Here is a 25,635-nt window from a genome sequence, read left to right as displayed (position 1 = left end):
AGCGATGACGGATGCTCCGCCATGGGGTGAATCCCTGATTCGACCCTGACCGTGGGGCCGGGGCCGGGGGCGAAGCGGCTCAGTCTGATTGGATGGCACTCATGCAGTCGAGCGCGGAATCGGTGACGCATACCGCTGCGACCCACGAGTCGGCGCCCCGCATGACGCGCCCGCGCTCGTGCGTCGCGACCGGCGTCGCGGCGGGGCTCGCGACCCACCTCGGCTGGCCGGTCTGGGTCGTGCGCGCCGCGTTCGTGGTGACGAGCCTCGCCGGCGGTGCCGGACTCCTGCTCTACGTGTGGCTCTGGGTGTTCACGCCATGGGCGCCGGGCGATGAGCGTCCGACCCGGCGCGCGCCCGTCGCCTGGCTGCTCGTCGTCGCCTCGACCGTGTCGCTCCTCACCGCTTGGGTCATGAGCTGGCGCGTCGCCCAAGCGGGCGGCAACGGGCTCGAGTGGTGGATCGGCGCGGTGCTCGCCGGGGTTGGCTTCGCCGCGGCATCCGGGGCATGGGCGACCTTCATCGACCGGCCCGACCCCGAACGCGGCCCTCGCAACGAACTCGCCATCCGGATCGTCGCGACGGCGCTGCTCGCGATCACCGCGCTCGCACTCGTCTTCGGCCCGAATGCAGCCTGGTATCCCGTGCCGACCTTCGCGGCAGCGCTCGCCGCGGTGCTCGGTATCGGGCTCGTCTATGCGCCGACGCTCGTGACCGCGTGGCGAGACCTCACCGCCGAGCGCACGAAGCGCATCCGCGAGGAGCAGCGCAGCGAGATCGCCGCGCACCTGCACGACTCGGTGCTGCAGACGCTCGCCCTCATCCAGAACCGCGCCGGCGCGACGAGCGAGGTCGCCCGCATTGCGCGAGCGCAGGAGCGGGAACTGCGCGACTGGCTCTTCGCCGGCGACACCCCGGCCGACAGCGACCTCGGCACCGACCTGCGCGACTTCGCGGCCGCGCTCGAGATCGACTACGCGGTGACGGTCGATGTCGTCGTGGTGGGGGAGTCGCGTGAGAGCGCGAGCGGCGAGGTAGCGGCAGCAGCGCGAGAGGCGATGCTGAACGCCGCACGGCATGCGGGCGGGGAGGTGTCGGTGTACGTCGAGTCGACGCCCGACACGGTGGAGGTGTTCGTGCGCGATCGCGGGCCCGGGTTCGCGATCGCCGAGGTGCCGGGCGACCGACTCGGGGTGCGGGAGTCGATCATCGGCCGCATGCGCCGTTCGGGTGGCTCCGGCGAAGTGCGCACGGGCGTCGGTGGTGTCGGCACCGAGGTGCGCCTGCGGTTCCCGGCCGAATGGACGGAGACGGTTCGTGGCTGAGCGCGTGCGGGTCGTCATCGTCGACGACCATTCGATCTTCCGGTCGGGTCTGAAGGCCGACCTCGACGATTCCATCGAGGTCGTCGGCGAGGCGCACGATGTCGAGTCCGCCGTCGCGGCCGTGACGGATGCCGCGCCCGACGTCGTGCTCCTCGACGTGCACTTGCCCGGGGTGGCCGTGCCGGCGGGCACGAGCGGCGGTGCCGAAGTGATCCGGCGCGCCGCGGCATCCGTGCCCTCGACTCGATTTCTCGCGCTCTCGGTCTCGGACAAGGCCGAAGACGTCGTCGGCGTCATCCGTGCAGGCGCAAGGGGCTACATCACGAAGGGCTCGTCGGGGGCAGACGTCAGTCGCGCCGTGCACGCCGTCGCGGGAGGTGACGCCGTGTTCTCACCGAAGCTCGCGGGTTTCGTGCTCGATGCCTTCGGCGCCGCGGTCGGCGAGACGGCCTCGGCGAGCGATGAGCTCGACCGGCTCTCGGCTCGCGAGCAGGAGGTCATGCGGCTGATCGCCCGCGGCTACGCCTACAAAGAGGTCGCGGCCGAGCTCTTCATCTCGACGAAGACGGTCGAGACGCACGTTTCCGCGGTGCTGCGCAAGCTCCAGCTCTCGAGCCGCCACGAGCTCACGGCATGGGCGAATGCGCGGCGGTTGCTGTAGTCGCGCTCGCCGGGAACGTCGGTTCGCAGACCGAATGACACCACGATCAGGAAACCGCCGGCCGGTCGACCTACCAGATAGTGCCGCCGCCGACCGAGATGCCGCCCCACGTGAGCGCGATGAAGATCGCGGCGAACACGACGGGCGCGATGCCCGTGCCGCTGCGCGCGAGTCCCTTGAGGAGGGCGATCACGGCGAGGATCGCGGCGACGATCGAGAGGCCGCCGCCGAGGATCAGCCCGATGAACAGCGGGATGGGCATGAGCACGAGGCCGGCCAGCGCGAACCAGAACGCGGCCCAGGCAGCCGGATTGGAACGGCGTTCGACGGAAGAGGACATGCTTCATTATCTCGTGTCCGCAGCCCGCAGCCCGCAGCCCGCAGCTCGTGAGACCCGCGCTGTCTCCCGTCCGCATCGGTACCCTCACGGGCAGACGCGAACCGTGCGTCCATCGAAGCTGACGATGTCTCCGAGCTGCAGCTGTCGTCCGCGTCGGCGATCAACGTCGCCGTTCACGGCCACAGCCCGCGGCGAGACTACCGAGCCGTGTCGCGCGCGAGCAGCACGTCGCGCACTTCGCGGCGCAGCACCTTGCCGATGAGCGAGCGGGGCAACTCGTCGAACTCCTCGATGCGGCGCGGCACCTTGTACGGTGTCAGACTCGTGCGGCAGAAGTCGCGGAGCGCGGCCTCGTCGAACACCGCTCCCTCGCGAAGTTCCACGCCCGCGGCGACGGCTTCGCCGCCCGAGGCGCGGGGCAGGCCGACGACCGCGGCGCCGCGCACGTCGGGGTGCGCGAGCAGTGCCGCCTCGACCTCCGACGGCGAGACGTTGAACCCGCCCGTGATGATGAGCTCCTTCAACCGGTCGACGATCGTGACGAATCCGTCGTCGGAGACGTGCACGATGTCGCCGGTGCGGAGCCACTCGCCCGGTAGCAAGGTCTCGGCCGTCTCCGACGGTCGCCGCCAATACCCCTGGAAGACCTGCGGGCCGCGCACGAGCAGTTCACCGGACTCGCCGGCCGGCCGGTCGACATCTGGGTCGTCGGGGTCGACCACTCGGATCTCGGTGCTCGGGAACGGCACTCCGACGGTGCCGGGGCGACGGGTCGGCCCCATCGGGTTGCCGAGCGAGATCGGCGACGACTCGGTCATGCCGTAGCCCTCGACGAGCAGCCCGCCGGTGGCGCTCTCCCAGCGATCGACGGTCGCGATCGGCAGGCTCATCGCGCCCGAGATGGCGTAGCGGATGCTCCGGAGCGCACGCGGGCGGTGCTGGGTGGCATGCACGAGCTGGTCGTAGATCGGCGGCACCGCGGGCAGGAACGTCGGCGGCGAGTGCCGTGCTGCGTCGAGCACGAGACCCGAGTCGAATTTCGGGAACAGCACGAGTCTGGCGCCGATGCTCATCGCGACCGTCAGGCAGAGAGTCATGCCGTACGCGTGGAAGAGCGGCAGCACTCCGTAGAAGACCTCCTCGCCCTCGAGGAGGCCCGGCACCCATGCGCGACCCTGCATCGCGTTGGCGCGCAGGTTGCGGTGGCTGAGCACGGCGCCCTTCGGGCTTCCCGTGGTGCCGCTCGTGTACTGCAGCACCGCCGTGTCGTCGAGCGAGGGCCGCGGATGCCGCGTGGCCAGTGCCCGCCGGGAGGTGAGACGCTCCCACGGCACGAGCCCCCGCGCGCGCGGCTTCGAGGTGAGCGCGGCACGGGAGCGCCGCGCCTTCGGGATCGGCAGGCGCAGCGCCATCCGCTTGCCCAGCGGGAGCGCCCGCGTGAGGTCGACGGCCACCGTGTGCTCCGGCCGGATGTCGCTGGGGAACTCCGCGACCGTGTCGGCGATGCTGTCCCAGACGATCGCGACGCGGGCGCCGTGGTCTTCGAACTGGTGCCGCAGCTCGGGGGGCGTATAGAGCGGGTTGTGCTCGACGACGATGGCGCCGAGCCGCAGCACCGCGTAGAACGCCACGACGTGCTGCGGGCAGTTCGGCAGGACGAGTGCGACCCGGTCGCCCGGACCGACGCCGAGCCGGCGCAGCCCCTCGGCGGCCGAAGCGATCTGCGCCCCGAGCTCGCGGTAGCTGGTCTCGGCCCCGAAGAACTCGAGCGCCGTGCGGCGACGGAATCGGCCGACGGCATCGTCGATCATGTCGACGAGGGTCTGCGTCGGCTCTTCGATCGTCGGCGGCACGCCCTCGGCGTAGTGGTCGAGCCATGGCCGGTGTTCATACGGGTTCATGCGTGCCTCCGCTTCAAGCGTAGGCGGCATCCGCTGTGCCCGATCCGATCCGGCCGCGGCTCAGATGAGCCCGAGCTCCATCGCGCGCGTCACAGCGCGAGTGCGGTCGCTCACCTCGAGCTTCTCGAACACGTGCAGGAGGTGCGTCTTCACGGTCGCCTCCCCGATGAAGAGCGCACGGGCGATCTCGGGATTCGAGCGGCCGTCGGCCACGAGTCGCAATACGTCGAGCTCGCGCGGCGAGAGCGAGGGCGGGGTGACGGATGCCGCATCCGCACGCACTCGCGAGACGAGCTTCGCCGCGATCGACGGGGCGAGCACCGTCTCCCCGGCGGCGACCGCGCGGATGCCCGCGACTATCTCCGCCTGAGGCGCCGCCTTCAGCAGGTACCCGCTCGCGCCCGCCTCGATCGCGGCGAGGATGTGGTCGTCGGTCTCGTAGGTCGTGAGCACGAGCACGCGGGTGCCCGGCACCTCCGCGACGATGCGCGCAGTGGCGGCGGCGCCGTCGAGCTGCGGCATCCGCAGGTCCATCAGCACGAGATCGGGGCGCGCGGATGCCGCGACCGCAACCGCGTCGGCGCCGTCGGCGGCCTCCCCGACGACCTCGAGGCCGGGCTCGGATTCGAGCAGGCCCACGATGCCCGCGCGCACGATCGGGTGGTCGTCGGCGACGACGATGCGGATCGCGGCGGTCATGGGGTCTCCTCGGTGGTGGGTCTCGATACGCGTCCTCCTACGTCGGGCGCTACTCGACCAGCGGGAGTGTTCGTTGGTCGAGTAGCGAGCGAAGCGAGAGTATCGAGACCGGGCGCGGAGGCGGGCGCGCGGGGAATGCCGACGCGCAGCACGGTGCCGCCGGCCTCACCGGGTTCGATCGAGAACGACCCGCCGACGAGGGCGGCCCGGTCGCGGATGCCGGCCAGCCCGAAGCCCGACTCGCCGGGCACCGCGGCCCCCGGCCCGACACCGTCGTCGGCGACGGTGAGCACGACCTCGCCGTCGCCGGCCTCGACGGTCACGGTCGCGTGCCGGGCCCGGGCGTGCTTGCGCACGTTCCCGAGCCCCTCTTGAGCCGACCGCAGCAGCACGACTTCGGTGTCGCGACTGAGCTCGGAGTCATCCGTCGTCACGGTGACCCGAACTCCCGTCTCGCGCTCGAAGCCCGCGGCGAGCCGCCGAAGTGCATCGGGGAGCCCTGCGGACGAGTCCACCGGTGCCAGTGAGGCGACGAGCCCACGTGCCTCGGTGAGGGTGTCGCGCGCCATCTGCTCGATGAGTTCGACGTCGGCGCGAGCGGATGCCGCGGCGACGCCTTCGACCGGAGCGAGTCGGTTGCCCGTGCGCTGGGCCACCATCACGAGTCCGGTCAGGCTCTGCGCGATCGTGTCGTGGATCTCGCGCGCGAGCCGCCCGCGCTCCTCGACGACTCCGGCGTCGCGGTGCATCGCGGCGAGCTGACCCTGCGCCGCCTGCAGTTCGTCGAGCAGTGCAGCGCGTTCGACACCGTAGGCGGCGATGCGCGTGATCCACAAGCCGAGCGCGATGCTGAAGCCGACCGAGATCGCCGCACTGACGACCCCCGTGACGATGCCCTCCGGGCCGAGCTGCACGGAGTACCCGATCATGAGGGCGACACCGATGAGCAGGTTCGCTGCGATCGCGGCACGAGTCGATGGCGCCGTCGTCCAGATGAACGGGTAGACGAACACCTGGATGATCGCGAACGACGGTTCGAACGAGCTGCCGATGCCGACGAGCACAGCGAACCCGATCGAGACCGCGAGGTGCGGCCCGAGGCGATCAACCCCGAGATGGCGGCGAGCGTAGGCGAAGTAGAAGGCGAGGAATGCGGCGCTGGTCGCCCAGACTCCCCAGTCGTTCGGGCCGTACGGCGGCGGGTCCATCAGGCTGAACAGCACGATGACGGATGCCACGGCGATCGCCGCGACATCCCACCATCGTCTGTTCAGCACAGAGCTACCTTCGCACGCCCACTACGAATCACGTCGGATCCACCGGAAGGTGACTCGCGTCAGCACGAACCCGACCACGAGCCAGACGCCGAGTGCGATCGCGATGCCGCCGAGATTCCACTCGCCGCCCTGCTCCAGGGCCTCCCACCCTTCGGGCAGGAACACCGAGCGCATGCCCTGGGCGATCCACTTGAGCGGGAACAGGCTCGCGATGTTCTGCAGCCACTCTGGCAGCATGTTCCATTGCAGGTAGACGCCCGAGATGAACTGCAGCAGCAGCACGATCGGCACGACGACGGCACTCGCGCTCTTGCCCGAGCGCGGCAGCGCCGACAGGGCGATGCCGATGAGCGAGCACGTCGTGAGACCGAGCAGGAACACCCACGCGAACGTGAGCCACTTCGCCGGGTCCGTCGGCAGATCGACGCCGAGCACGAGCCACCCGGCGAGGATCAGCAGCGCCGCTTGCAGCACTCCGGTCACGAACACCTGGCCGATTTTGCCGAGGAAGTAGGCGACCGGTGAGAGCGGGGTGCCGCCGAGGCGTTTCAGCGTGCCGTTCGACTTCTCACCGGCGATGTCGACCGCGAGGTTCTGCACCCCCGAGAGGAGGATGCCGGCGGCGAGCATGCCGGGCAGGTACAGGGCGCCGATCGAGATCTCCGCGCCGGGAGGGCCGACCTCGCCCGAGGCGCTGAAGGCCGCGCTGAAGATCGCGAGCATCACGAACGGGAAGAAGAAGGTGAAGAACAGCGAGTCGGGTGCGCGGAAGTACGCCTTCGTCTCGACGCCGAGGCGCGAGGCGCCCTGGGCCAGCAGGTTGGTGGTCATGCGAATGCCTCCTCGGCGATGGTGTCGGGAATCGCGCTCTTCACGAGCCCCAGGTAGATGTCTTCGAGAGTGGGGCGGATCACCTCGAGGCCGGCCGGCTCACGGCCGAGTTCACCGACGACGGATGCCACGAGCAGGCCGGGCTCGTCGGTGCGCATCTCGCGCGTGGCGCCTGCGGCATCCCGCCACCGCACGATGGGCACACGGGCCTCGACGCCGCCGATCTCGTCGATGCCGCCGACGTCGACGAGTCGCCCGCCGGCGATGACGCCGGCGCGGTCGGCGAGCTGTGCGGCCTCGTCGAGGTAGTGGGTGGTGAGCACGATGGTCGTGCCGTCGGATTTCAGTGAACGGATGAGGTCCCAGAACTGTCGGCGTGCCTCGGGGTCGAACCCGGTGGTGGGTTCGTCGAGGAAGAGCAATTCGGGTCGACCGACGATGCCGAGTGCGACATCGACGCGTCGCTGCTGGCCGCCCGAGAGCTTGGCGATGCGCGTGTTCGCCTTCGCCTCGAGTCCGACGGCGGCGATCACCTCGGTAACGTCACGCGGGTTCGGGTAGAGCGAGGCGATGTGACGCAGCATCTCGGTCACGGTGAGAACTCCGGTCTCACCGCTCGACTGCAGCACGATACCGAGCCTCGCCTTCCAGTCGAGGCCGCCGCGAGCCGGGTCGACGCCGAGCACGCTCACCTCGCCCGAGGTGCGCAGCCGATACCCCTCGAGGATCTCGACGGTCGTCGACTTGCCCGCCCCGTTCGGGCCGAGCAGGGCGAAGGTCTCGCCGTGCGCGATGTCGAGATCGAGGCCGTCGACGGCGGCGAACCCGCCGTAGTTCTTTCGGAGCCCGCGGATCCGCACTGCGGCTTCCGTGCGCTGTGCCGTGGTGCCCGTTGCGGGAGCTGTTGTTTCCATGCTCCGAGACTGCCCGCTCGGCGATCTCCGCGATAGCGTCCGGCCGGTCGATTCGCGCATCCACCGGTCGGTGGATGCCTCAGTCGCGGCGGGGTTCTGGCAGCTCCGCGAGTCTCCGTTCGAGGAAGCGTCGTTCAGGCCCGGTGGGCGCGAGCCGGATCGCATCGCGGTAGCGCATCGTCGCCTCGTCGGTTCGGCCGCTCCGACGGAGGAAATCAGCCTGGGTGGCGGCGAAGAGGTGGTAGTCGGCGAGGCGGCCGGATGCCTCGAGCTCGCCGAGCGCGTCGAGTGCGCCGGCGAGGTCGCCGGCAAGGCCGAGCGCGACCGCGTGATTGAGGTCGACGATCGGCGATGGCGAGACCGCACGGAGTCGGTCGTAACATCCGACGATCGCCGTCCAGTCGGTCTCGTCGGCGGTGCGCGCTCGGCTGTGCATCGCTTGGATCTCGGCCTGCAACCGGTAGGCGCCCGATGCCGCGTGGGGCGGCTCGCCTGCCGGTGCGTCGATCAGTGCGAGTCCCTCGTCGATCTCGGCGGCGTTCCACACTGAGCGGTCCTGCTCGTGCAGCGGCACGAGCTCGCCGCCGGCATCGACGCGGGCGGCCGAACGCGCGTGCTGCAGGAGGAGCAGGGCGAGCAGGCCGCGCGCCTCGCTCGAGTCGGGCAGCAGGCCGGCGACGAGCCGGGCGAGTCGGATCGCCTCCTCCTGCAGATCGAGGCGCAGCAGCCGATCACCCGAGGAGGCGAGATAGCCCTCGTTGTGCACGAGCATGAGCACGGCGAGCACCCCGCCGAGCCGCTCGGGGAGGTCTTCGGGCCCAGGGACCCGATAGGGGATGCCGGCGTTCTTGATCTTGCGCTTGGCGCGCACGAGCCGCTGCGCCATCGTCGCCTCGGGCACGAAGAACGCCCGGGCGATCTCGCCGGTTTCGAGGCCGCCGACGGTGCGGAGCGTGAGCGCCACACGGGCCTCGAGTGGCAGGGCAGGGTGCGCGCACGTGAAGACGAGCCGCAACCGGTCGTCCCACTCGGGCGAGGCGGCCGCGATCTCGGCCGGATCGGTCGGCGCCTTGCCCCCTCTCATGTCGTCCATCGCGATCCACTCCCTGACCTTGCCCGACTCGACTCCGCGCCGGCGCAGCACGTCGAGCGCCCGATTGCGCGCCACCGTCGTGAGCCAGGCACCGGGGTTGCGCGGGATGCCCTCGACCGGCCACCGCCGTGCCGCTCGCTCGAACGCGTCGGCGGCCGCCTCCTCCGCCACATCCCAGTCGCCGGTCGCCCTGATGAGCGTCGCGACGATGCGCGTCCACTCCTCGCGGTACACGAGGGCGACCGCGTCGGTGACCTCGGCGGCGCTGCTCATCCGGCTCCGGACGCCGTATTGCGGCCCACGTCAGTCCTGGTCGTCCGGGTGGAACGGCCGCAGCTCGATGCGGCCACCGCGGGCCATCGGATGCCTCGACGCGACCTCGATGGCCTGATCGAGGTCGTCGCACTCGAGGATGTCGAATCCGGCGATCCACTCCTTGGATTCGGTGAAGGGGCCGTCGGTGATGAGCACATCGCCGTTCCGCACCCGCACGAGCGTGGCATCAGCCGGCGGGCGCAGACGCTCGCCGAGAACCCGCACTCCGCTCCCGTCGTTCTCGGCGACCCAGTCCTCTATGTCGATGCCTTCGTCGCCTGAACGGTCGGGGTCGAGGTCGGTGGCGACGAACATCATGTAGCGCATGAGTACTCCTTCGGTTCGGTATCACGGTATGCCCATGCGACGAACGGGAGGTCCTGGAATCGACACGTTGACGGATGCCTCGCCGAATCGGTTCGGCGGAGAGTCTCCGACAGGTGTCGATCGCAGCCGCCGCCGTTCGTCGCATGGGCATACCGTGAACGCAGAAGGAGCGTGCGATGGAAATCATGATGTTCGTGGTCGCCGACCCAGAGGTCGACGCCGGCGAGGTCGACCAGGTGGCATCCGCCGAATGGGATCGCGTGATGGCCGCGCGCGGGGTGTTCAAGCGCGCGATGCGCCTGCGTCCCGTCGACGAGGCGGTGACCGTTCGGGTGCGCGGCGGCGAGGTGCTCGTCACCGACGGCCCCTTCACCGAGTCGAAGGAGTGGATCGCGGGCTACGACCTGCTCGAGGTCGCCGACCTCGATGAGGCGATCGAGATCGCGAAGGGCGACGAGCTGGCCCGCCATGGCGCCCTCGAGCTGCGGCCGGTCTGGCCGATCGGGTCGGGGGAGTGACGCGATGGAGTTCATGATGTTCGTCGCGACCGACCCCGACGCCGAACCGTACCGGCCCGAGGAGGACAACATCGGCGATTGGGTCGAGGAGATGACGCAGCGAGGCGTCGCGGTCGCGGGCGATCGGCTGCGGCCGCCCGAGTTCGCGAAGACCGTGAGGGTTCGCGGCGAGGACGCCATCGTCACCGACGGCCCGTTCACCGAGTCGAAGGAGTGGATCGCCGGGTTCGACGTCATCGAGGTGCGCGACCTCGACGAGGCCATCGAGGTCGCGTCGAAGCATCCGATGGCCCGATTCGGGCGGATCGAGCTGCGTCGTGCCTGGCCGCTCGGCTCAGCGGAGCCCGAGGCCGCACCCGAGGCCGGATAGCGCGGTGCTCGCCCGATCGCTCAGTGCGGCAGCACGAGAAGCACGCCGAGCACGACCATGACGACCGCGATGACCGCGTCGAGCACGCGCCAGGCGCGGGGGCTGCCGAGCACGCCGCCGAGCAGTCGCGCGCCGTAGGCGAGGCCGAAGAACCAGAGGATGCTCGCGACACCAGCACCCGCGGCGAAGGCCCACCGGCCGTCGCCGTGGGTGTTCGCGACCGAGCCGAGCAGGAACACCGTGTCGAGGTAGACGTGCGGATTCAGCCAGGTCAGGGCGAGGCAGGTGAGCACCGCGGCCGCGAGTCCGGTGTTGCGCCGCGCGAGCGTCGCGACGGGCGAACCGGATGCCGCGGGGCCGGCGGTTGCCGAAGGCGCCCCGCCCTCGGCATCCGTCGGCCCCCCGGCATCCGTCGCCCTCGTGCCGGTGCCGGCGCGACTCGTGCTCGCTTCCATCTCGCTCGGGTTCGCGTCGAGTGCCGCTCCGCTCGGGCGCAGCGCCCGACGGGCGGCGAGCAGGCCGTAGCCGACGAGGAACGCGGCACCCGCCCACCGGATCACGTCGACGAGCCACGGCACCGCCGTCAGCACGGCGCCGATGCCCGAGACACCCACGACGATCAGCACGAAGTCGCTCAGCGCGCAGATCGCCGCGACCACGAAGACGTGCTCGCGCCGGATGCCTTGTCGCAGCACGAAGACGTTCTGCGCGCCGATGGCGACGATGAGCGAGAGGCCGAGGCCGAGGCCGGCGAGCGCGGGGGACAGGAGCACGAGATCGAACGTACGGCTTCGCGGTGCATCATTCCAGCTCAAGATTCTTCAGTCGCATTAGCATGGCTACAGATGGAGATTCCACTCGACCTCGCCCGCACACTCGCCGTCGTCATCGACGAGGGCACGTTCGATGCGGCCGCGCGCCGGCTCCGCATCACGCCGTCGGCGGTCTCGCAGCGGGTGAAGGCACTCGAGCAGCAACTCGGCCGGGTGCTCATCGTGCGCTCGAAGCCCGCGCGCGCCACCGCCGCAGGTGCGCCGATCGTGCGCCTCGCCCGCCAGATCGCTCTGCTCGAGCACGACGCGCTCGCCGAGTTCGGCCTCGACGAGGCGTCCGCTCGCCCGATCTCGGTGCCGCTCGCCGTCAACGCGGATTCGCTCGCCACCTGGTTCCTGCCCGCCCTTGCGCGCGTCGCCGAGCGGTTTCCCGTCGTCTTCGACCTGCACCGCGACGACCAGGACTTCACGGCGGGCCTGCTCGAATCGGGGGCGGTCATGGGTGCGGTCACCTCGCAGGCGACGCCGGTGGCCGGATGCCTCGTGCGACCACTCGGGGTCATGCGCTACGAGGCCGTGGCGACGCCGGGCTTCGTCGCACGCTGGTCGGGTGCGTCGGGTGCGTCGGGTGCGTCGCTCACGTCGGGTGCGTTGGCAGCGGTGCTCGCGTCGGCGCCGCTCGTCGACTTCGACCGGCGCGACGACCTGCAGCGTGGGTTCCTCTCGGCGGCCGGCATCGACCCCGACACCCCGCCGCGACACTACGTGCCGGCATCGAACGACTTCGCAACGGCGGTCAAGCTGGGCCTCGGCTGGGGCATGCTGCCGGCATTCCAGTCAACCGAGGAGCTCGACCGCGGCGAGCTCATGCGACTCGGCGGCGCTCCGATCGACGTGCCCCTCTACTGGCAGCAGTGGAACCTGCGCTCGCCCCTCCTCGACGCGATCGCCGACGAGCTCGCAGCAGAGGCGCAGCGGGCCCTGCGCTGACGCGCGTCAGCCGAAGAGGCGCTGCAACCGCTGCACGCCCTCGAGCAGGGGTGCGTCGCCGAGCGCGTAGCTGAAGCGCAGGTAGCCGCTCGGGCCGAAGGCCTCGCCCGGCACCGCCGCGACGTCGGCCTGCTCGAGCATGAGGTCGGCGAGCTCGAGCGACGTGGTCGGCGTGACCCCGCCCCACTCGCGGCCGAGCAGCCCCGAGACATCGGGGTAAACGTAGAAGGCCCCCTGGGGCACGGGAACCGTGACGCCCCCGATCTTCGAGAGCTCGGCGACGATCGTGCGGCGGCGACGGTCGAACGCCTGCCGCATCTCTTCGACCGCGTCCTGCGGGCCGTTGAGCGCGGCGATCGCGGCGCGCTGCGAGATGTTCGACACGTTCGACGAGAGGTGCGACTGCAGGTTCGCGGCGCCCTTGATGATGTCGGCGGGGCCGACCATCCAACCGAGGCGCCACCCCGTCATCGCGTAGGTCTTCGCGACGCCGTTGACGAGGATCGTCTGGTTCGCGAGCTCGGGCACGGCCTCGACGATCGACACCGCGCGGGGCGGCACCCCGTCGGTCTCGTCGGCGTAGGTGAGGTTCTGGTAGATCTCGTCGGAGACGACCCAGATGCCGTGCTCGAGCGCCCACTCGCCGATCTCGCGAACCTGCTCGGGCGGGTAGACCGCGCCGGTCGGGTTCGACGGCGAGACGAAGAGCAGCACCTTCGTGCGGTTGGTTCGGGCGGCTTCGAGCTGGTCGACCGTGACGAGGTAGCCCTGGTCGGCGCCCGCGAAGACGTCGACCTGCACGCCGCCGGCGAGCTTGATCGCCTCGGGGTAGGTGGTCCAATACGGCGTCGGCACGAGCACTTCGTCGCCCGGGTCGAGCAGCGCCTGGAACGACTGGTAGACCGCTTGCTTGCCGCCATTCGTGACGACGACCTGCCCAGGTGAAACGTCGAGGCCCGAGTCGCGCAGCGTCTTCGCGGCGATCGCCTCTCGCAGGTCGGGCAGGCCGGCCGCGGGCGTGTAGCGGTAGTTCTTCGGGTCGTGCGTGGCCGCGAGTGCCGCCTCGACGATGTACTCGGGCGTCGCGAAGTCGGGCTCGCCCGCCGCGTACGAGATGACCGGGCGCCCCCCGGCCTGCAGGGCCTTCGCCTTCGCATCGACCTTGAGGGTCGCGGACTCGGCGATGGCGGCGATGCGGGCGGAAAGACGGGGCTTCTCGGTCACCGTTCCAGCCTACGGGTTGCGCGTCGCGTGCGCCTGGTTGTGAATCGCATCGAGAAGTGGCGGCACTTTCGCGGCGCTATCTGTCACCCCCGCCGCCCGTAGGAGGATCCTCCTGCGGGCACATTATTCTGACCACGAGGCACTGCCCGTACGACCTCCGCCGTTTGAGAGCCATGCACCGATCTCAACGACCCCTGCAGCTTCAGGAGTCCGACGTCAGGCCGACAGGTGCCCTCGTGCCGCGAAGTGGCGGATCTCCAGCGGTCCCGCCTCCGGGCGGAGGATGACCTTGGACAGGTAGAGCGGTCGAGGGCCCAGGTGAACGGTCTGGGTCACGATCAGAACAGGCGAGGTGGGCCGGATCTCCAGCAGCTTCGCGCGGACCGCCCCCGGCGTGCCGGCGGTCAGTTCCGAACGGCCTGTGCCGAAGGCCGGTCCGAGCTCGGCCGTCAGAGAGCCGAGGCAGGTGCGCTCTCGATCGATGTTCTCGACGAGCTGCTGCACCTGCGTGCCGAACGTGTGGAGATTTTCTCCCGCTGGGAGGTGTTCCTGGACCAGCGCGACGGCGTCGCCATTGCTGGACAGCACGGACTCGATGAACAGACTCGGTGACGTCGACGCGATGCCCAGACCCTCGGCGATGAACGACGCCGACTCCCGCTGCAACGTCACCTCAGTCCGGCTGACCGAGAGATCATGGAACCGGTCCGAGAGAATCTGTTCCATCGGGCGCAGGCGCTCGAAGCCGGCAGCCGGCTGAGCTGCGGAGACGATCCGGCCGATTCCTCGGCGTGATCGGAGGAGACCGTCCTCCTCCAGCAACAGCAGCGCTTCTCGCACGACTGTGCGGCTGACCTCCATCGCCTCGCCCAGCTCGCTCTCGCTGGGGAGCAACGAGTCAGGTGGCAGGGCACCTGCGCGGATGGCGCTCGCGATCCGGTCGTAGACCTCGACCCGAAGCGGAACTCCCGGCCGTGGAGTGATGGGGCCCTGCAGAACTGTCACGGAGCAATCAAATCATATGCATATGTCAGACTTGCCTGTATGACAGGCTCGTCCTACCCGGTAGTCTCCGTGCTCCGAACCCGGCACACCGGGTATCTGCTGTTCACTTCCCTGCTCGGACGGCTGCCCGGCGCGATGGCGACTCTCGCGATCGTGCAGCTCGTCCGATCGACGAGCGGGGATTTCGCTTTCGCCGGGCTGATCACGGCCGTCTACGTCGTAGCCGGCGCCGCGGGACAACCACTTCTCAGCAGGGTCATCGACCGGATCGGGCAGGTCGCTGTTCTCGCCGTCAGCGGCATCCTGAGTTTTCTGGCGTTCACCGGTATGGCGTTGACGCTCGACCCGGCGCCGGGTGCGGCGCTTGCATTTGCAGCAGCCGCAGGAATCTTCACGCCGCCGCTCGAGCCGGCGCTTCGTGTACTTTGGCCGCGCCTGGTGAGCCCCGGCCTCCAATTGAAGGCTGCCTTCAGTCTGGACGCCGGCGCCCAGGAGATCATCTTCATCATCGGCCCCCTGCTAACCGTCGCCGGTATCACCGCCTTCGGCCCGATCGGCAACCTGTTGTTCGCCGGCGGGCTCGGCCTGATCGGTGCGCTCGCGTTCATCATCAACCCCGCCCCACGAGCTGCCTCGATGAAGCGGCGCAGCGACGTCGCCGAGCAACCCGTCGCGCGATCTCCCATTCTCATGCCCGCCGTTTCGCGGGTGGCCGCATTCACGTTCGGAATCGGCGTTCCCGTCGGAGCGCTCACAATCGTTGCGACCGCCTCTGAGGCTGCTCGAGCCGACGCTGGACTGGCCGGGTGGATCCTGGCCGTGAACGCCCTCGGCGCTCTGACGGGCGCAACTGTCGTCGGCCTGCGGCCACTGGGCTCCACTCCAGAGCGTCTGCTCACCCTGTGCGGCATCCTTCTCGCTGCCGGGTATCTCCCGCTCGCCGTCACAGCTCTTCCGACCTGGGCCTACGTCGTCGCCGCAGGAATCTCAGGGCTGATGCTCCCACCGACGCTCGGTCAGGTCTTCGAACGCATCTCTCAGCTCAGTCCGCCCGATGCTCTCACTGAGGCGAATGGCTGGGTCGTCAGCGCCATGACGCTCGGAGTGGGCGCCGGCACGCTCGTGGCAGGTGTGATCGTCGGCGTGTCCGGCACATCGGCGGTGATGTGGATCGTTCTCGGCGCATCCGCACTCACGACGCTGCTGGCGCTGATCGCTCTGCCAACCAGCTCGCCCCCTCTCGGTGAGCCCCGGACGGCATGAGTCTCAGCGACTTCGTACTGGATTGTCTGGAGGACGTGACCTAGCTGTTCGTAAGGTGGTCCTTCAACGAACGTCCGCAAGCGGGAACGTCCGCAAGCGGATCCATTTGCGTTGTGGAGTTGATCGCTTGTTGGCGGTGTTCTGTGATCGCTAAGTGGCGGTGTCCGCGCGCACGGTAACATCCCTAACGGGACCGCGGGCGCATCGACCAAGGCCAGCACCTGCCCCCTCGACGGAAGCTCCCCTTCCTCACCGGAATGCTGTGTCGCACGGCGCCAGCTCGACTGGCGGCCGAGGCTGCTGACGAGCCTGGCGAGTTCTAGCGGTGCTTCCAGGTGGCCAAGTGCTCCTGGCCTGCCAGCACGTGCACGGCGGCGTCCGGGATGAGCAGGGCGACGTCTTCGAACGTCGTCCCGTACGGCGCATGCCCGCGGTTCCGCTCCCCGACGATCAGATCCACGCGCTCGGCTCGGCTGGCTAGTTCGTCAGGGCAATCCCACCGGTAAGGGGGAGCATCGGCCGCGTCGTGGATCTTGCGCACGAGATTCTCACCTGCCTCGATCTCCGGGACCCAGTCATTGGCCAGACCTGCAGCGTCCTGGGAACCGGGCCAGTCGTTGGCCGGGAGACGCTGACGGGCGGAACGAGGGGCCGGGGTGCGGGTCCAGGTCCGGGGAAGCGGGACCTTGTGGCGTGATGTCCTCTCGGATGGGAACGGTCTCCGGCCGGGCATCCAAGCCGGAGACCGTCGAGGCGCTTACGAGCGACTAGCGGCGGCTCGTTCGGTGTGCTGGCGCGCGGCGAGGGTGCGGCCGTGCCTTCGGGCATGGTGTTCAGCATTCGTCTTGATATCTTCGGCCATGTCCGTGAACTCGTCCAGTGCGGGGTTCATGCCGACGAGGGTGAACTCTCGGGTCACGATGTTCACGTCGATCTGCCAGACGTCCTCGAGGATGCGTCGCGTCCATGCGGTGGCGTGGTCCCATCCTTCTTTCGGTGTGCCGGCGGAGTAGTTCCCGCCTTGCACGGTGACGAGGAGGCCGGGCTTTCGCGCGGTCACGGGGGTTTGCCCGGGGCCCATCCGGGGGTCGGCGATGACGAGGTCGGCGTACGTCTTGAAATGCTGCGAGGGGCCGAAGTTGTATAGCGGCACCGCGAACAGGTAGGCGTCCGCGGCGGCGAGTTCGTCGACGAGGGTACCGGCGAGGCTCAGTGCGTTGGCCTGTGCGGGGGTGCGTTCGTTCGCGGGCAGCGCAGATGCGGTAACCGCGTTGCCCCATGCGGTGCTCGGCAGCGGGGTCGTGCCGATCTCACGATGGATGATGGTCTTTTCGGTCGCGGTCTCCAACCACTGCGATTCGGAGATGTCGGCGAGAGCCCGACTGGCCGAGCCGTTGTGGCGAATGGATGCGTCGATACGAAGCAATGACAAGAGAGAACTCCTTGTGGATCGTGATATGGGTGTTTCTGGTGTTTCTGGTGTTTCTGGATGAGAGCGAGAGGTTCGGCGCGGCGGCCGCACCCCGCGCTCACGAGTCGATGTCTGCGCCTTCCGGTGCGATGTAGAAGTTGTCTCGGAAGAGGCCGGTGGGGTCCCATGTCGCTTTTAACTGGCGCAGACGGTTCAGGTGGTCGGGCGGGAACGCGCGGGCGAGGACGTCGGGGCCTGTGTCGGTCTCGAAGCTGAGATACATGCCTTCCAGGTGAGGGACGAGGTCGGCCCAGCGCTTCTCGACCTCGTCCATGCCGTCGGCGAGCATCGCGATGAGGAAGTTCGCGTCCCGCCAGGCATATGCGGCGAAGTCGGAGGGCTGGTTCGCAACTGCGCCGCCCGCGGAGCGGATGCTGAGGATGAACGACGACCGGGATGCGAGCAGTTCCGCCAACCCCTGCGACACGTCGCCGTTCAGGTGGCGGGCCAGGCCCGCGTGACCGTGCGGTTCGCTGTGACCATGCTGGTGTTCCCCGCCCGGAGGCACTTCGAGCAAGGCCGCGTAGGGAACCATCTGCACCGACTGATTCGCCATCGGCGCCAGCGCCGCAAATGGCTGCAACCGTTCCGCGACAGTGTCCGGGTCATGATCGTCGACCACGATGAGCGCCTGCACGGCGGTGGGTGAGCCGGGACTGGTCGGGCTGATCATCAGCGTGCCCGTCACTGTCATGTCTGAGTTCTCGATCGTCGTACCCCAGGCGTTGAGGAAGGAGGCGACGTCGTCGGGGACGAACACGAGCATCGCGAATCCGACCTGTTCGGCGACCGGGTGCGCGTCGAACTCGAACGAGACCGCGACACCGAAGTTAGCTCCGGCTCCGCGCATGGCCCAGAACAGGTCGCTGTTCTCATAGGCGCTGGCGTGGACCAGTTCACCGTCGGCGGTGACCACGTCCACCGAGCGGAGGTGGTCGATGGTCAGACCGTGCTCGCGGGCGAACCAGCCGATCCCGGCCGTCGTCGCAAGCCCGCCGACCCCGACGCCGCCGGAGTCGCCGGCGGTGATCGCCAGCCCGTGCGGCGCCAGAGCCTGCGCGACTTCACCCCACCTGGCGCCCGGGCCTACCCGTACTCGATTGCCTGCGCTGACGGTGATCTCGTTGAGCGCGTCTAGGCCGATCACGATGCCGTCGTTGTTCAACGAACGACCGGACAATCCATGTCCTCCGCTGAACAGTCCCAGCGGAACATCCCGGTGTCGGCCCGCGAACCGCACCGCTTCCTGTACCTCTTCCGTGGATTCCGGACGGATCACCAGACCCGGCCGAGCACCCCGGAAGTAACTGGATGTGTACCGGGCGTATCCGCGATCTTTCGGGAACAGGCTCCGCCCCGCGATCCGTCCCGGGAGCGGGTCATCTCGGAACTCCCGGGCCTCAGAAAGCGCAGGAGCAGAAAGCCCCCCGCGGCGGGCCTTCTCAACGCGCTCCCGGATACGCGGCGCGGTGACCTGCGCGAACTTCCGGATCTCCTGCGGGTCATCGGAACCCATAATGAACACGCTGATCCCGTGCTCGATCGCGAGCTCCGCCATGTCTTCCGCGTCATACTGCGGAGTCACGTTCATCAGGCGGGTAACATCCCGCGGGTCACGTCCGGCCTTCCGAGCAGACTCGTCGATGACTCCATTGCCACGCTCGATATCACCCGGCTTCAGCCAGGGTAGGCTCGGCAGCCACCCGTCTCCCTTCCGGCCGATGATGCGCTGCATGCGGGGCTTGTACGCACCGACCCAGATCGGTATGTCATGCGCCGGCGCCGGACCCCGCGCCGCCCCGGAAACACGGTGATACTGTCCTTCCACATGCAGGGGCGCTTGCGTGCTCGTATCCCAGAGGCCTCGGATGATGTCTAGCGCCTCGTCCAGACCGCTTACCGCCTCCGCCGGAGTCAGCAACGGTGCGCCCATCGTTGCCATCGCATCGAAATACCCTCCCGTACCGATCCCCAGCTCGACCCGGCCATCACTGAGTCGATCCAAGCTCGCTAGCGCACGGGCGAGCACCGCCGGCTGCCGCAGCGGCAGATTCAGCACATTCCCCGACACATGGATCTTCGACGTTCGGGCAGCGACCCACGCAATCAGTGTCCATGTGTCCTGAAAGACCGCCTGGTACGGGTGGTCCTGGAACGTCACCAGGTCCAGGCCCAGCTCTTCGCTGAGCCTGGCCATGTCGACGGGATGCTGCGGTGACGCAGCAATCGGAGTTACGAAGCTGCCAAAGCGCAGCGGGTGGAGGTAATCAGCCATACGTACAGCCTCCGCGCATGCAACGTGCTTGACAAACCCCTGGTAACCGACTTACTTTTGGTACGTGACAGGCAACGAAAAGACAAGGCAACGCCCGCCGTTGCGCATCGACGACGAGGAATGCCAGCGCCTCGCGGCTGTAATGGAGATAGTTGGCAAACGCTGGTCAAGCGGCATCCTTCTCGCTCTCGGAATGGGCGCAGAGCGCTACACCGAGATCAAGCGCCGCGTCCAAGGGCTCTCCGGGAGGATGCTCACCGTCCGGCTCCGCGAACTCGAAGACGCCGGACTCGTTGAACGCACCGTCGAACCAACCACCCCCGTCAGCGTTCGATACCACCCATCGGAGAGAGCAATGGAACTCCTGCGATCGCTCCAACCAATGGCACATTACGTTCGCCGCTGGGAACCACCGGCAGACAAGACATCGCCACGTTGAATCGGTGTCATTTCGTGAGCACTCGACAGCGACCGCCTCGGACTATCCCTTATCGATGTCCTCAGCACCGTGAAGCTCCTTCGGGAGCGAGACGTCCAGGTGCAGAGCATCTCGGACGGCATCGACCCGTCCACGACCTCGGGTCGGTTGATGCTGAACATGCTCGCCACCTTGGCTGAGTACGAGCGCGAGCTGATTACCGAGCGGGTGAACGCCGGGATCACGGCCGCCCGGGAGGGTGGCACCAAGTTCGGCCGGCCTCTGTCGGATCCCGTCGTCGTTGCCGACAAGCTCAAGCTCGTCACGGAAGCGAGGGCGAAGGGCCGCACCGCCGAGGACGCCGCGAAACTCGTTGGCTGGAGCCGCGCCACTCTTTACCGGCATCAGCAGGCCCTCGCGGCGCGCGAGAGCACCACCGTGTAGGTGACTCGTGGACGCGGCGGGGCGGTGGCGTGTTCTTCGGCTGCATGTCGAAGACCAGATCCCGCTCGCCGTCCTCGCCCGCGAGACCGGAGCCCTGGCTCTCCGGCAGGCGATCTGGCGGAAGACGGACCCGGCGTGGGCGATGTGCGGCATCCCCGACGTCCTGCACGTGGACCACGGCTCCGACTTCATTAGCCACCACCTCGAGCGAACCGCGATCGCCTTGCACGTCAGGATCATCCACTCAACCGTCGGCAGGCCACAGGGGCGCGGCAAGATCGAGCGGTTCTTCGGCACGATCAACACGGAACTGCTGAGCGCGCTACCTGGCCACCTTGGACCCGGCAGTCGGGCACCTACACCTGTCCTTGACCTTGCCGGTCTCGATCGTGCGATCGTCAAATTTATCGGCACCTACAACGACCGGTCCCATAGCGAGCTGGGGATCTCGCCGCGAGACGCCTGGGTCGCGGACGGATGGCTGCCACGGATGCCCAACAGCCTTCAAGAACTCGACGGACTACTCCTCACTGTTCCGAAGAACCGGGTCGTGCAACGCGACGACGATGTCATCGAGGCCGCGGCCAGCATCCTCGTCATCGGCAACTAGCGACACGCATCGATCACAGAACGCCGCCACTGACCGCCAAACTCCACACATTTGCGTGAAACGTGAGCCGTCGCGCACGAGGGGCACTTTGAGACGCTGACTGTCGAGCTGCGCTGGTGGCGTGTCGCGAGCGGCGCCCGAAAGGTCACTGGCGGCCAACCGAGGTTTGCGCGATCTCCCACCCCATCGTCGCCCCGGTCACTCCCAGCGCGTGGTTGATCCCCACACGAGAGATCATTTCCCAAAGGCGTTCCACGCTATCAGCGGCGTGCCCCTGGACCCCGGCATAGAACGCATCCCGAGCTTCGTTGTCGGACAGCAGCTCAGTGGCGATGCGCTGTAACTCGACAATCCGCGGTTCAGCCAAAGTCGCCTGCTCCGCCTCGTCCCACATCATCGCGGGGCTTGCTTCGGGCTGCGGGCTGTCCGCGAGCATGTCGAGGTTGTACAACCGGCCGGCCCTGCCATATCGATCCAGCGCGGCGAGAAGCGGCCGCAACACTGGATCGGCGTCTACTCCGGCGACGAGGCCGCGGACGTAGTCCGAGCTGTTCAGGGTGCGCGCTCGCTCCACCCCAATAGAGAGCATCGTCATAATCGGGTCGCGCGTCGTCTCGATGAACCTCGCTCCGCGGAGGACTTTGACTCCGTAGCCGAGAAGGTTCCGGGTCGACGTCATCTCGCCGATGAGCGCAAATGCCTTTTGGTTGTCAAGATGCTCGATCGGCATTGGTACTCGATTCCGGGGTTGTGTGTGACTGAACTATTGCGACGGCGGGCAAAATTGTTCTCTATCTGTATTGCAATGTTGGACGTCTGCATCGTTTGGAGGCGCCCCGTGCCGGCGTCCAGACGCCTGGTCTGGCATGGTTAGGCTCGGGACAAAGCGCTTGGTCTTCTGCGACTTCGATGGCACCTCGGCGTATCGAGGGGCTCTGGTCCTCGACCTGAGAAACAGCTTTGCAGCCGATCGCTCCGGCGGCTCAGAGAGAACGGTGCACACACATGCGGATAGGCATCATCGGGGGTGGCGCGGCCGGCCTGGCGACGGCCTGGCTGTTGGAGCAGCATCACGACGTCACCCTGTTCGAGAAGGACGACCGCCTCGGCGGTCACGCCCACACCGTCGACATCGAGATCGATGGGCAGACTCTCGCCGTGGACGCGGGATTCCAGTTCTTCGGGCGGAGCGCCGCGTATTCGACGTTCAACCGACTGCTCGACGCGCTCGACGTGCCGCGCACCACGTATCCGGCGACGCTCACCGTCACTCGCGGCAACGGCAGCCGACCGGTCGTGATGCCGCCGCTGAACAGCGGCCGCACGGTGTGGGCGTCGCTGACACCGCGCGCTATCATGCATCTGCTGCGCTTCCGGGCGTTCCTGTCGGGCATCCCCGCGTTCCTCGCCGAGCATGACACGACGATCACGATCGCCGATTATGTCGAGCGCTGCCGGCTACCGAAGACGTTCGTCGATGACTTCCTGTTCCCGCTGCTGCTCGCATTCTGGTGCGTCGACCTCGCCGATTTCCGCCGGTTCGCTGCATACAACGCGCTGTACTACCTGGGCGCGAATCTACCGAAAGGTTTCGCGCCGCCGGAACAGAGCGAGGTTCCCGGCGGCCTCCGGGTCTACGTCGACGCCCTCGTCTCCTCGCTCGAGCGCGCGCAGCTGTGCCCCGGTGCGCCGGTCGATTCCCTCACTCGGGATGCCGACGGCTCATTACTCGTCGAGGCGGCAGGCGTGCGGCATCCCTTCGATCATGTCGTGCTGGCCTGCGATGCCCGCACCGCGCTTGACCTGCTCTCGCCGCTGCCGGAGCTGTCCGAAACCCGCGAGCAACTGGCGCGCTTCGGATACTTCGACACGACCATCGCGATCCACGGTGACCGGCGGCTCATGCCCCGCGACGAGACTACGTGGTCGGTCGTGAACGTGCGCACAGACGGGGCGCACAGCTCGCTATCGGTGTGGAGCCCTGCGCGCGGAATACCCATCTTCAAGAGCTGGGTGACGTTCGACGACGAACTGCCGCAGCCGCTGTACGCGACCGCGACCTATCGGCACGGGCTCATCGACACCGCGTACTTCGACGCGCAGCGGCGGCTGCGCCCGCTGCAGGGCGCGCACGGCGTGTCGCTGGCAGGGCTGTACACCGCCGACGCCGATTCGCACGAGAGCGCGATCCTGTCGGCGGTCGCCGTCGCCGCGCGCCTCGCGCCCGACGCGCCGCGCCTCGCGCGCCTGCGCGCTTGACCCGTCGCGGTCGCCGGTCAGCCCGGCTGCCTGGTCGTCCCCGGTCGCTGAGCTTGTCGAAGCGCCCCGATCCAGGAGTTGAACCGTACCGAGCAACGATGCCGCCCGGTGAAGAACATGCACCCCCTGTTCTAGAACATGCCTCGGCAGCGCCGGAAGCCGGTCGGTCAACGGCCTGCGGGTATCCCCGACCAGGCGGTGCACAGCCTGGGTCATCCCGGTGCCCGGATGACTCGCCCGGTGATCCTGCCCGCGCGGGCGCCGTATCTGCGACACCGTAGGTGCCTTGCAACCCTTGGGATACGAGACGTCTCATGCGTCGCTCCCCGCGCTTGACTGTTGGCGAGGTGGTGGTTCGTCGCCGTCCGCGACCCGCGAACGGGGGGGTATCCATACAGGAATGGGACAGCGTAGCTTCGAACTCAACCGTATTCACACGCATTGAGCCACGCCGTAACAGTGTGGCTCGATGCGTGCTGCGCGCGCGACTGCATCACATCCTCCCCACAGAACAGGAACCCACAGTGGCACTTGAACGACGCCCGATCCGCCTCGCGGCGCTCGGCACGGCCCTCACCCTCGGCGGCGGGCTCGTACTCGCCGGCGCCGCACCGGCACAGGCTGAGGAGCTCCCACCGACCCCTGTTGCATATGTCGGCGCGGCCGACATCCGCCCCGACGAATCGAGCTATGTCGGCTGGCACAACGGTGGTGCCGGCGCCTTCGTCGACGGTGACGATGGTCTCGACCTGACGGGAAAGGTGCAGATCCTCAACGGATTCGACGAGCGCGTCGACAACGGCGACCTCCGCGACCTGATCGACGGCGGCATCGCGTGGAGCAGCGACAACGCCTACTTCCAGATTCCGCTCTTCTTCGACAACGCCGCCGGCGATCCCCAGTTCACGACGCTGCGCCCGGCAGACGCCGCCAAGGAGTCCGCCGAGCTCGGTGACCAGTGGACGACGAGCCAGGCCATCTCCGACAGCTTCGGGGCGAACAGCACCGACACCCTCGAGAATCTCCTCGCGGCGATCGAGGGCTCCGCACCGGACGATGCGGACGACATCGTGCTCCTGGGATACGGCCTGCTCGTCGACGCCGGCGCAACCGGAACCGCCTCGGGTATCAAGTGGGGCAGCCAGATCACCCTCCTTCGGCCGGCACCCGTGGCGCTGCCGATCGGTGAAGCTCCAGTCGCGGACTCAGCCGAACTCGCGGCCTTCCTCGAGGATTGGGGCGTTGTGGTCGCCGACGGCGGCTCCGCTACCCAGGGCGACAGCCTCGAGCTCGTCGTCGACACGTCGATCGACTACGGCCTCACGCACTTCGACGCGTTCGCCTACTCGGTTCCTGTCGGAGTCGGCGTGTTCCAGGCCGATGCGAACGGTCAGCTCACGGTGACGCTCTCGCCCGAAACGCTCGCCGGGCTCGCACCCGGTCAGCACACGCTGGTGCTCCTGTCCCAGGAGAGCGGTGAGCCGTTCGCGGTGACGTTCACCGTGGTCGCCGCTGCTGCGGGAGGTAACGCGACGACCACGGGCGCTACCCTCGCTGCGACCGGCACCGACGCGACGCTGCCGATCGTCGGCGGCATGCTGCTGCTGCTCGCGGGCGCGATGCTCATGTTCCGGCGGCGCGCCGGCGCTTCGGCGTAGTCAGCGCTGACGGCCGACGGGGCCGTGCGAATGCCTCCAGGCACTCGCACGGCCCCGTTCTGCGCGAGCCGAAATCTCGTGGTGGGGATCTCGGCGTTTCGGGTGGTCAGGCGCGGGTCTTGAGCTCCCTGCCGTGCACCGTGAGTGCATAGATCACGAGGAAGTCGAGCGTGAGAACGATGAGCGACCACCAGGGCTGCACGGGCAGCAGGAACAGTTGCCCGATGGCGTTGATGATCACGAGGATCACAGCCACCACACGTGCCCACGTCGCGCCCGAGAAGAGGGCGGCGCCGACCAGCACGAGCAGAGCGCCGCTGATCACGTGCCACCAGCCCCAGCCCTGCACGTCGAAGAGGAAGAGCGCGCCGCCGCCGGTGGTGAGGTACGCGCTGTCGGGCATGGCGAGGGCGATGAATCCGTAGAGGATGTCGAAGCCGCCCGCGATGATGAGCATGATCGCCGCGAACACTCCCCAGCCGACCCAGCCGGTTACCTGCGTATTTCCTTGCGTACTACTCATAGTGCTACTCCCTTTCGCATCGAAGCAGCGTCGGCGCGAATCTGCGACGGCGCAGATGGTGCTGGCGTCACGTTAGCGCGCGGCGGCGGAGCAGGAATGAATGGCGCCCGGCGCGCCGTCGGGGCGAGGGCCGCCGCTCACCCGGTGCCTC

27 protein-coding genes and 1 pseudogene are annotated in these 25,635 nt (G+C 68.4%); 11 read left to right on the top strand and 17 right to left on the bottom strand.

All coding sequences use genetic code 11. The annotated features are described in order from the left end of the window. Window positions 1-92: 92 nt before the first annotated feature. On the top strand, window positions 93-1,325 hold the full coding sequence (locus tag AC1C2R_RS05570; RefSeq protein WP_495379267.1) for an ATP-binding protein: 1,233 nt from the start codon (window positions 93-95) through the stop codon (window positions 1,323-1,325). Next, window positions 1,318-1,986: a LuxR C-terminal-related transcriptional regulator gene (locus AC1C2R_RS05565; RefSeq protein ID WP_495379266.1), complete on the top strand. Its 669-nt coding sequence runs from the start codon at window positions 1,318-1,320 to the stop codon at window positions 1,984-1,986. Before AC1C2R_RS05570 ends, AC1C2R_RS05565 begins: the two co-directional genes overlap by 8 nt. Before the next feature lie 70 nt (window positions 1,987-2,056). Here the strand turns inward: AC1C2R_RS05565 and AC1C2R_RS05560 are convergent, their stop codons facing one another. From AC1C2R_RS05560 to AC1C2R_RS05520, 9 genes are all read right to left on the bottom strand, one after another. Continuing rightward, entirely contained in the window at window positions 2,057-2,326 is a 270-nt protein-coding gene (locus tag AC1C2R_RS05560; RefSeq protein ID WP_495351519.1) for a hypothetical protein, read from the bottom strand. Window positions 2,327-2,410: 84 nt separating this feature from the next. Continuing rightward, a complete protein-coding gene (locus AC1C2R_RS05555; RefSeq protein WP_495379265.1) occupies window positions 2,411-2,503 on the bottom strand; it encodes an RNA-binding S4 domain-containing protein in 93 nt (30 codons plus the stop codon). A gap of 20 nt (window positions 2,504-2,523) precedes the next feature. After that, window positions 2,524-4,227 (bottom strand): long-chain-fatty-acid--CoA ligase, encoded by a 1,704-nt coding sequence (locus tag AC1C2R_RS05550; protein WP_495379264.1) that lies wholly within the window; start codon window positions 4,225-4,227, stop codon window positions 2,524-2,526. Between the two features lie 60 nt (window positions 4,228-4,287). Further along, window positions 4,288-4,926 (bottom strand): response regulator, encoded by a 639-nt coding sequence (locus tag AC1C2R_RS05545; RefSeq protein WP_495379263.1) that lies wholly within the window; start codon window positions 4,924-4,926, stop codon window positions 4,288-4,290. Continuing rightward, window positions 4,923-6,203: a sensor histidine kinase gene (locus tag AC1C2R_RS05540; RefSeq protein ID WP_495351516.1), complete on the bottom strand. Its 1,281-nt coding sequence runs from the start codon at window positions 6,201-6,203 to the stop codon at window positions 4,923-4,925. The genes AC1C2R_RS05545 and AC1C2R_RS05540 overlap by 4 nt, the downstream gene beginning before the upstream one ends. Before the next feature lie 21 nt (window positions 6,204-6,224). Then, window positions 6,225-7,034 (bottom strand): ABC transporter permease, encoded by an 810-nt coding sequence (locus tag AC1C2R_RS05535; protein ID WP_495351515.1) that lies wholly within the window; start codon window positions 7,032-7,034, stop codon window positions 6,225-6,227. Further along, window positions 7,031-7,948 carry an ABC transporter ATP-binding protein gene (locus tag AC1C2R_RS05530; RefSeq protein ID WP_495379262.1) on the bottom strand — a complete coding sequence of 306 codons (918 nt, stop codon included), beginning with the start codon at window positions 7,946-7,948 and terminating at the stop codon, window positions 7,031-7,033. The genes AC1C2R_RS05535 and AC1C2R_RS05530 overlap by 4 nt, the downstream gene beginning before the upstream one ends. Before the next feature lie 79 nt (window positions 7,949-8,027). After that, window positions 8,028-9,314: an RNA polymerase sigma factor gene (locus tag AC1C2R_RS05525; protein ID WP_495379261.1), complete on the bottom strand. Its 1,287-nt coding sequence runs from the start codon at window positions 9,312-9,314 to the stop codon at window positions 8,028-8,030. Between the two features lie 30 nt (window positions 9,315-9,344). After that, a complete protein-coding gene (locus AC1C2R_RS05520) occupies window positions 9,345-9,683 on the bottom strand; it encodes a YciI family protein (RefSeq protein WP_495379260.1) in 339 nt (112 codons plus the stop codon). A 176-nt stretch (window positions 9,684-9,859) separates the two neighbouring features. On the opposite strand from AC1C2R_RS05520, the gene AC1C2R_RS05515 reads away from it, so the two are divergent. After that, window positions 9,860-10,201: a YciI family protein gene (locus AC1C2R_RS05515; RefSeq protein WP_495379259.1), complete on the top strand. Its 342-nt coding sequence runs from the start codon at window positions 9,860-9,862 to the stop codon at window positions 10,199-10,201. A 4-nt stretch (window positions 10,202-10,205) separates the two neighbouring features. Then, window positions 10,206-10,571 carry a YciI family protein gene (locus AC1C2R_RS05510; protein ID WP_495379258.1) on the top strand — a complete coding sequence of 122 codons (366 nt, stop codon included), beginning with the start codon at window positions 10,206-10,208 and terminating at the stop codon, window positions 10,569-10,571. 20 nt (window positions 10,572-10,591) lie between these two features. Here the strand turns inward: AC1C2R_RS05510 and AC1C2R_RS05505 are convergent, their stop codons facing one another. Beyond that, the gene (locus tag AC1C2R_RS05505) at window positions 10,592-11,338 is read right to left on the bottom strand and encodes a LysE/ArgO family amino acid transporter (protein ID WP_495380377.1); all 747 of its coding nucleotides are present in this window, start codon (window positions 11,336-11,338) and stop codon (window positions 10,592-10,594) included. Window positions 11,339-11,416: 78 nt separating this feature from the next. Between AC1C2R_RS05505 and AC1C2R_RS05500 the strand changes: the two genes are divergently transcribed. Continuing rightward, a complete protein-coding gene (locus tag AC1C2R_RS05500; RefSeq protein ID WP_495379257.1) occupies window positions 11,417-12,334 on the top strand; it encodes a LysR family transcriptional regulator ArgP in 918 nt (305 codons plus the stop codon). A 6-nt stretch (window positions 12,335-12,340) separates the two neighbouring features. On the opposite strand, the gene AC1C2R_RS05495 is transcribed toward AC1C2R_RS05500, so the two are convergent. Both AC1C2R_RS05495 and AC1C2R_RS05490 read right to left on the bottom strand, forming a co-directional pair. Then, window positions 12,341-13,558 carry a pyridoxal phosphate-dependent aminotransferase gene (locus AC1C2R_RS05495; protein ID WP_495379256.1) on the bottom strand — a complete coding sequence of 406 codons (1,218 nt, stop codon included), beginning with the start codon at window positions 13,556-13,558 and terminating at the stop codon, window positions 12,341-12,343. A 216-nt stretch (window positions 13,559-13,774) separates the two neighbouring features. Beyond that, entirely contained in the window at window positions 13,775-14,563 is a 789-nt protein-coding gene (locus AC1C2R_RS05490) for a GntR family transcriptional regulator (protein ID WP_495379255.1), read from the bottom strand. Between the two features lie 39 nt (window positions 14,564-14,602). Here AC1C2R_RS05490 and AC1C2R_RS05485 point away from each other — a divergent pair, with 39 nt between their 5' ends. Further along, window positions 14,603-15,826 carry an MFS transporter gene (locus AC1C2R_RS05485; protein ID WP_495379254.1) on the top strand — a complete coding sequence of 408 codons (1,224 nt, stop codon included), beginning with the start codon at window positions 14,603-14,605 and terminating at the stop codon, window positions 15,824-15,826. A gap of 319 nt (window positions 15,827-16,145) precedes the next feature. Here AC1C2R_RS05485 and AC1C2R_RS05480 read toward each other — a convergent pair whose 3' ends face one another. The 3 genes from AC1C2R_RS05480 to AC1C2R_RS05470 all read right to left on the bottom strand — a co-directional run bounded on the left by AC1C2R_RS05480 (window position 16,146) and on the right by AC1C2R_RS05470 (window position 19,572). After that, entirely contained in the window at window positions 16,146-16,286 is a 141-nt protein-coding gene (locus tag AC1C2R_RS05480) for a hypothetical protein (RefSeq protein WP_495379253.1), read from the bottom strand. A gap of 297 nt (window positions 16,287-16,583) precedes the next feature. Next, the gene (locus AC1C2R_RS05475; RefSeq protein WP_495379252.1) at window positions 16,584-17,258 is read right to left on the bottom strand and encodes an FMN-dependent NADH-azoreductase; all 675 of its coding nucleotides are present in this window, start codon (window positions 17,256-17,258) and stop codon (window positions 16,584-16,586) included. A 97-nt stretch (window positions 17,259-17,355) separates the two neighbouring features. Beyond that, window positions 17,356-19,572, bottom strand: a complete 2,217-nt coding sequence (locus AC1C2R_RS05470; protein WP_495379251.1) for an LLM class flavin-dependent oxidoreductase — start codon at window positions 19,570-19,572, stop codon at window positions 17,356-17,358. A 64-nt stretch (window positions 19,573-19,636) separates the two neighbouring features. Here AC1C2R_RS05470 and AC1C2R_RS05465 point away from each other — a divergent pair, with 64 nt between their 5' ends. The 3 genes and pseudogenes from AC1C2R_RS05465 (at window position 19,637) to AC1C2R_RS05455 (ending at window position 21,044) form a co-directional block, all read left to right on the top strand. Next, window positions 19,637-20,011: a winged helix-turn-helix transcriptional regulator gene (locus AC1C2R_RS05465; RefSeq protein WP_495379250.1), complete on the top strand. Its 375-nt coding sequence runs from the start codon at window positions 19,637-19,639 to the stop codon at window positions 20,009-20,011. Between the two features lie 30 nt (window positions 20,012-20,041). After that, window positions 20,042-20,434: pseudogene (locus tag AC1C2R_RS05460) on the top strand (recombinase family protein); the annotation flags it as partial. A gap of 7 nt (window positions 20,435-20,441) precedes the next feature. Next, window positions 20,442-21,044 carry a TnsB C-terminal domain-containing protein gene (locus AC1C2R_RS05455; RefSeq protein WP_495379249.1) on the top strand — a complete coding sequence of 201 codons (603 nt, stop codon included), beginning with the start codon at window positions 20,442-20,444 and terminating at the stop codon, window positions 21,042-21,044. 145 nt (window positions 21,045-21,189) lie between these two features. Here AC1C2R_RS05455 and AC1C2R_RS05450 read toward each other — a convergent pair whose 3' ends face one another. Beyond that, a complete protein-coding gene (locus AC1C2R_RS05450) occupies window positions 21,190-21,774 on the bottom strand; it encodes a hypothetical protein (RefSeq protein ID WP_495379248.1) in 585 nt (194 codons plus the stop codon). Between the two features lie 275 nt (window positions 21,775-22,049). On the opposite strand from AC1C2R_RS05450, the gene AC1C2R_RS05445 reads away from it, so the two are divergent. Both AC1C2R_RS05445 and AC1C2R_RS05440 read left to right on the top strand, forming a co-directional pair. Next, entirely contained in the window at window positions 22,050-23,303 is a 1,254-nt protein-coding gene (locus AC1C2R_RS05445; RefSeq protein WP_495379247.1) for an FAD-dependent oxidoreductase, read from the top strand. 524 nt (window positions 23,304-23,827) lie between these two features. Beyond that, on the top strand, window positions 23,828-24,961 hold the full coding sequence (locus AC1C2R_RS05440) for an LPXTG cell wall anchor domain-containing protein (protein ID WP_495379246.1): 1,134 nt from the start codon (window positions 23,828-23,830) through the stop codon (window positions 24,959-24,961). Window positions 24,962-25,067: 106 nt separating this feature from the next. Here AC1C2R_RS05440 and AC1C2R_RS05435 read toward each other — a convergent pair whose 3' ends face one another. After that, window positions 25,068-25,484 carry a DUF7144 family membrane protein gene (locus AC1C2R_RS05435; protein WP_495379245.1) on the bottom strand — a complete coding sequence of 139 codons (417 nt, stop codon included), beginning with the start codon at window positions 25,482-25,484 and terminating at the stop codon, window positions 25,068-25,070. Between the last annotated feature and the right edge of the window lie 151 nt (window positions 25,485-25,635).

This window comes from Agromyces sp. Y182 (assembly GCF_059445385.1).
This window is presented reverse-complemented; position numbering and strand designations above follow the sequence as displayed.

Coding starts and splice junctions, on each gene's coding strand:
- AC1C2R_RS05445 (WP_495379247.1), top strand. CDS start 22,050: ATGCGGATAGGCATCATCGGGGGTGGCGCGGCCGGCCTGGCGACGGCC.
- AC1C2R_RS05570 (WP_495379267.1), top strand. CDS start 93: ATGGCACTCATGCAGTCGAGCGCGGAATCGGTGACGCATACCGCTGCG.
- AC1C2R_RS05500 (WP_495379257.1), top strand. CDS start 11,417: ATGGAGATTCCACTCGACCTCGCCCGCACACTCGCCGTCGTCATCGAC.
- AC1C2R_RS05485 (WP_495379254.1), top strand. CDS start 14,603: ATGACAGGCTCGTCCTACCCGGTAGTCTCCGTGCTCCGAACCCGGCAC.
- AC1C2R_RS05535 (WP_495351515.1), bottom strand. CDS start 7,034: ATGACCACCAACCTGCTGGCCCAGGGCGCCTCGCGCCTCGGCGTCGAG.
- AC1C2R_RS05470 (WP_495379251.1), bottom strand. CDS start 19,572: ATGGCTGATTACCTCCACCCGCTGCGCTTTGGCAGCTTCGTAACTCCG.
- AC1C2R_RS05545 (WP_495379263.1), bottom strand. CDS start 4,926: ATGACCGCCGCGATCCGCATCGTCGTCGCCGACGACCACCCGATCGTG.
- AC1C2R_RS05530 (WP_495379262.1), bottom strand. CDS start 7,948: ATGGAAACAACAGCTCCCGCAACGGGCACCACGGCACAGCGCACGGAA.
- AC1C2R_RS05515 (WP_495379259.1), top strand. CDS start 9,860: ATGGAAATCATGATGTTCGTGGTCGCCGACCCAGAGGTCGACGCCGGC.
- AC1C2R_RS05520 (WP_495379260.1), bottom strand. CDS start 9,683: ATGCGCTACATGATGTTCGTCGCCACCGACCTCGACCCCGACCGTTCA.
- AC1C2R_RS05450 (WP_495379248.1), bottom strand. CDS start 21,774: ATGCCGATCGAGCATCTTGACAACCAAAAGGCATTTGCGCTCATCGGC.
- AC1C2R_RS05560 (WP_495351519.1), bottom strand. CDS start 2,326: ATGTCCTCTTCCGTCGAACGCCGTTCCAATCCGGCTGCCTGGGCCGCG.
- AC1C2R_RS05525 (WP_495379261.1), bottom strand. CDS start 9,314: ATGAGCAGCGCCGCCGAGGTCACCGACGCGGTCGCCCTCGTGTACCGC.
- AC1C2R_RS05435 (WP_495379245.1), bottom strand. CDS start 25,484: ATGAGTAGTACGCAAGGAAATACGCAGGTAACCGGCTGGGTCGGCTGG.
- AC1C2R_RS05510 (WP_495379258.1), top strand. CDS start 10,206: ATGGAGTTCATGATGTTCGTCGCGACCGACCCCGACGCCGAACCGTAC.
- AC1C2R_RS05550 (WP_495379264.1), bottom strand. CDS start 4,227: ATGAACCCGTATGAACACCGGCCATGGCTCGACCACTACGCCGAGGGC.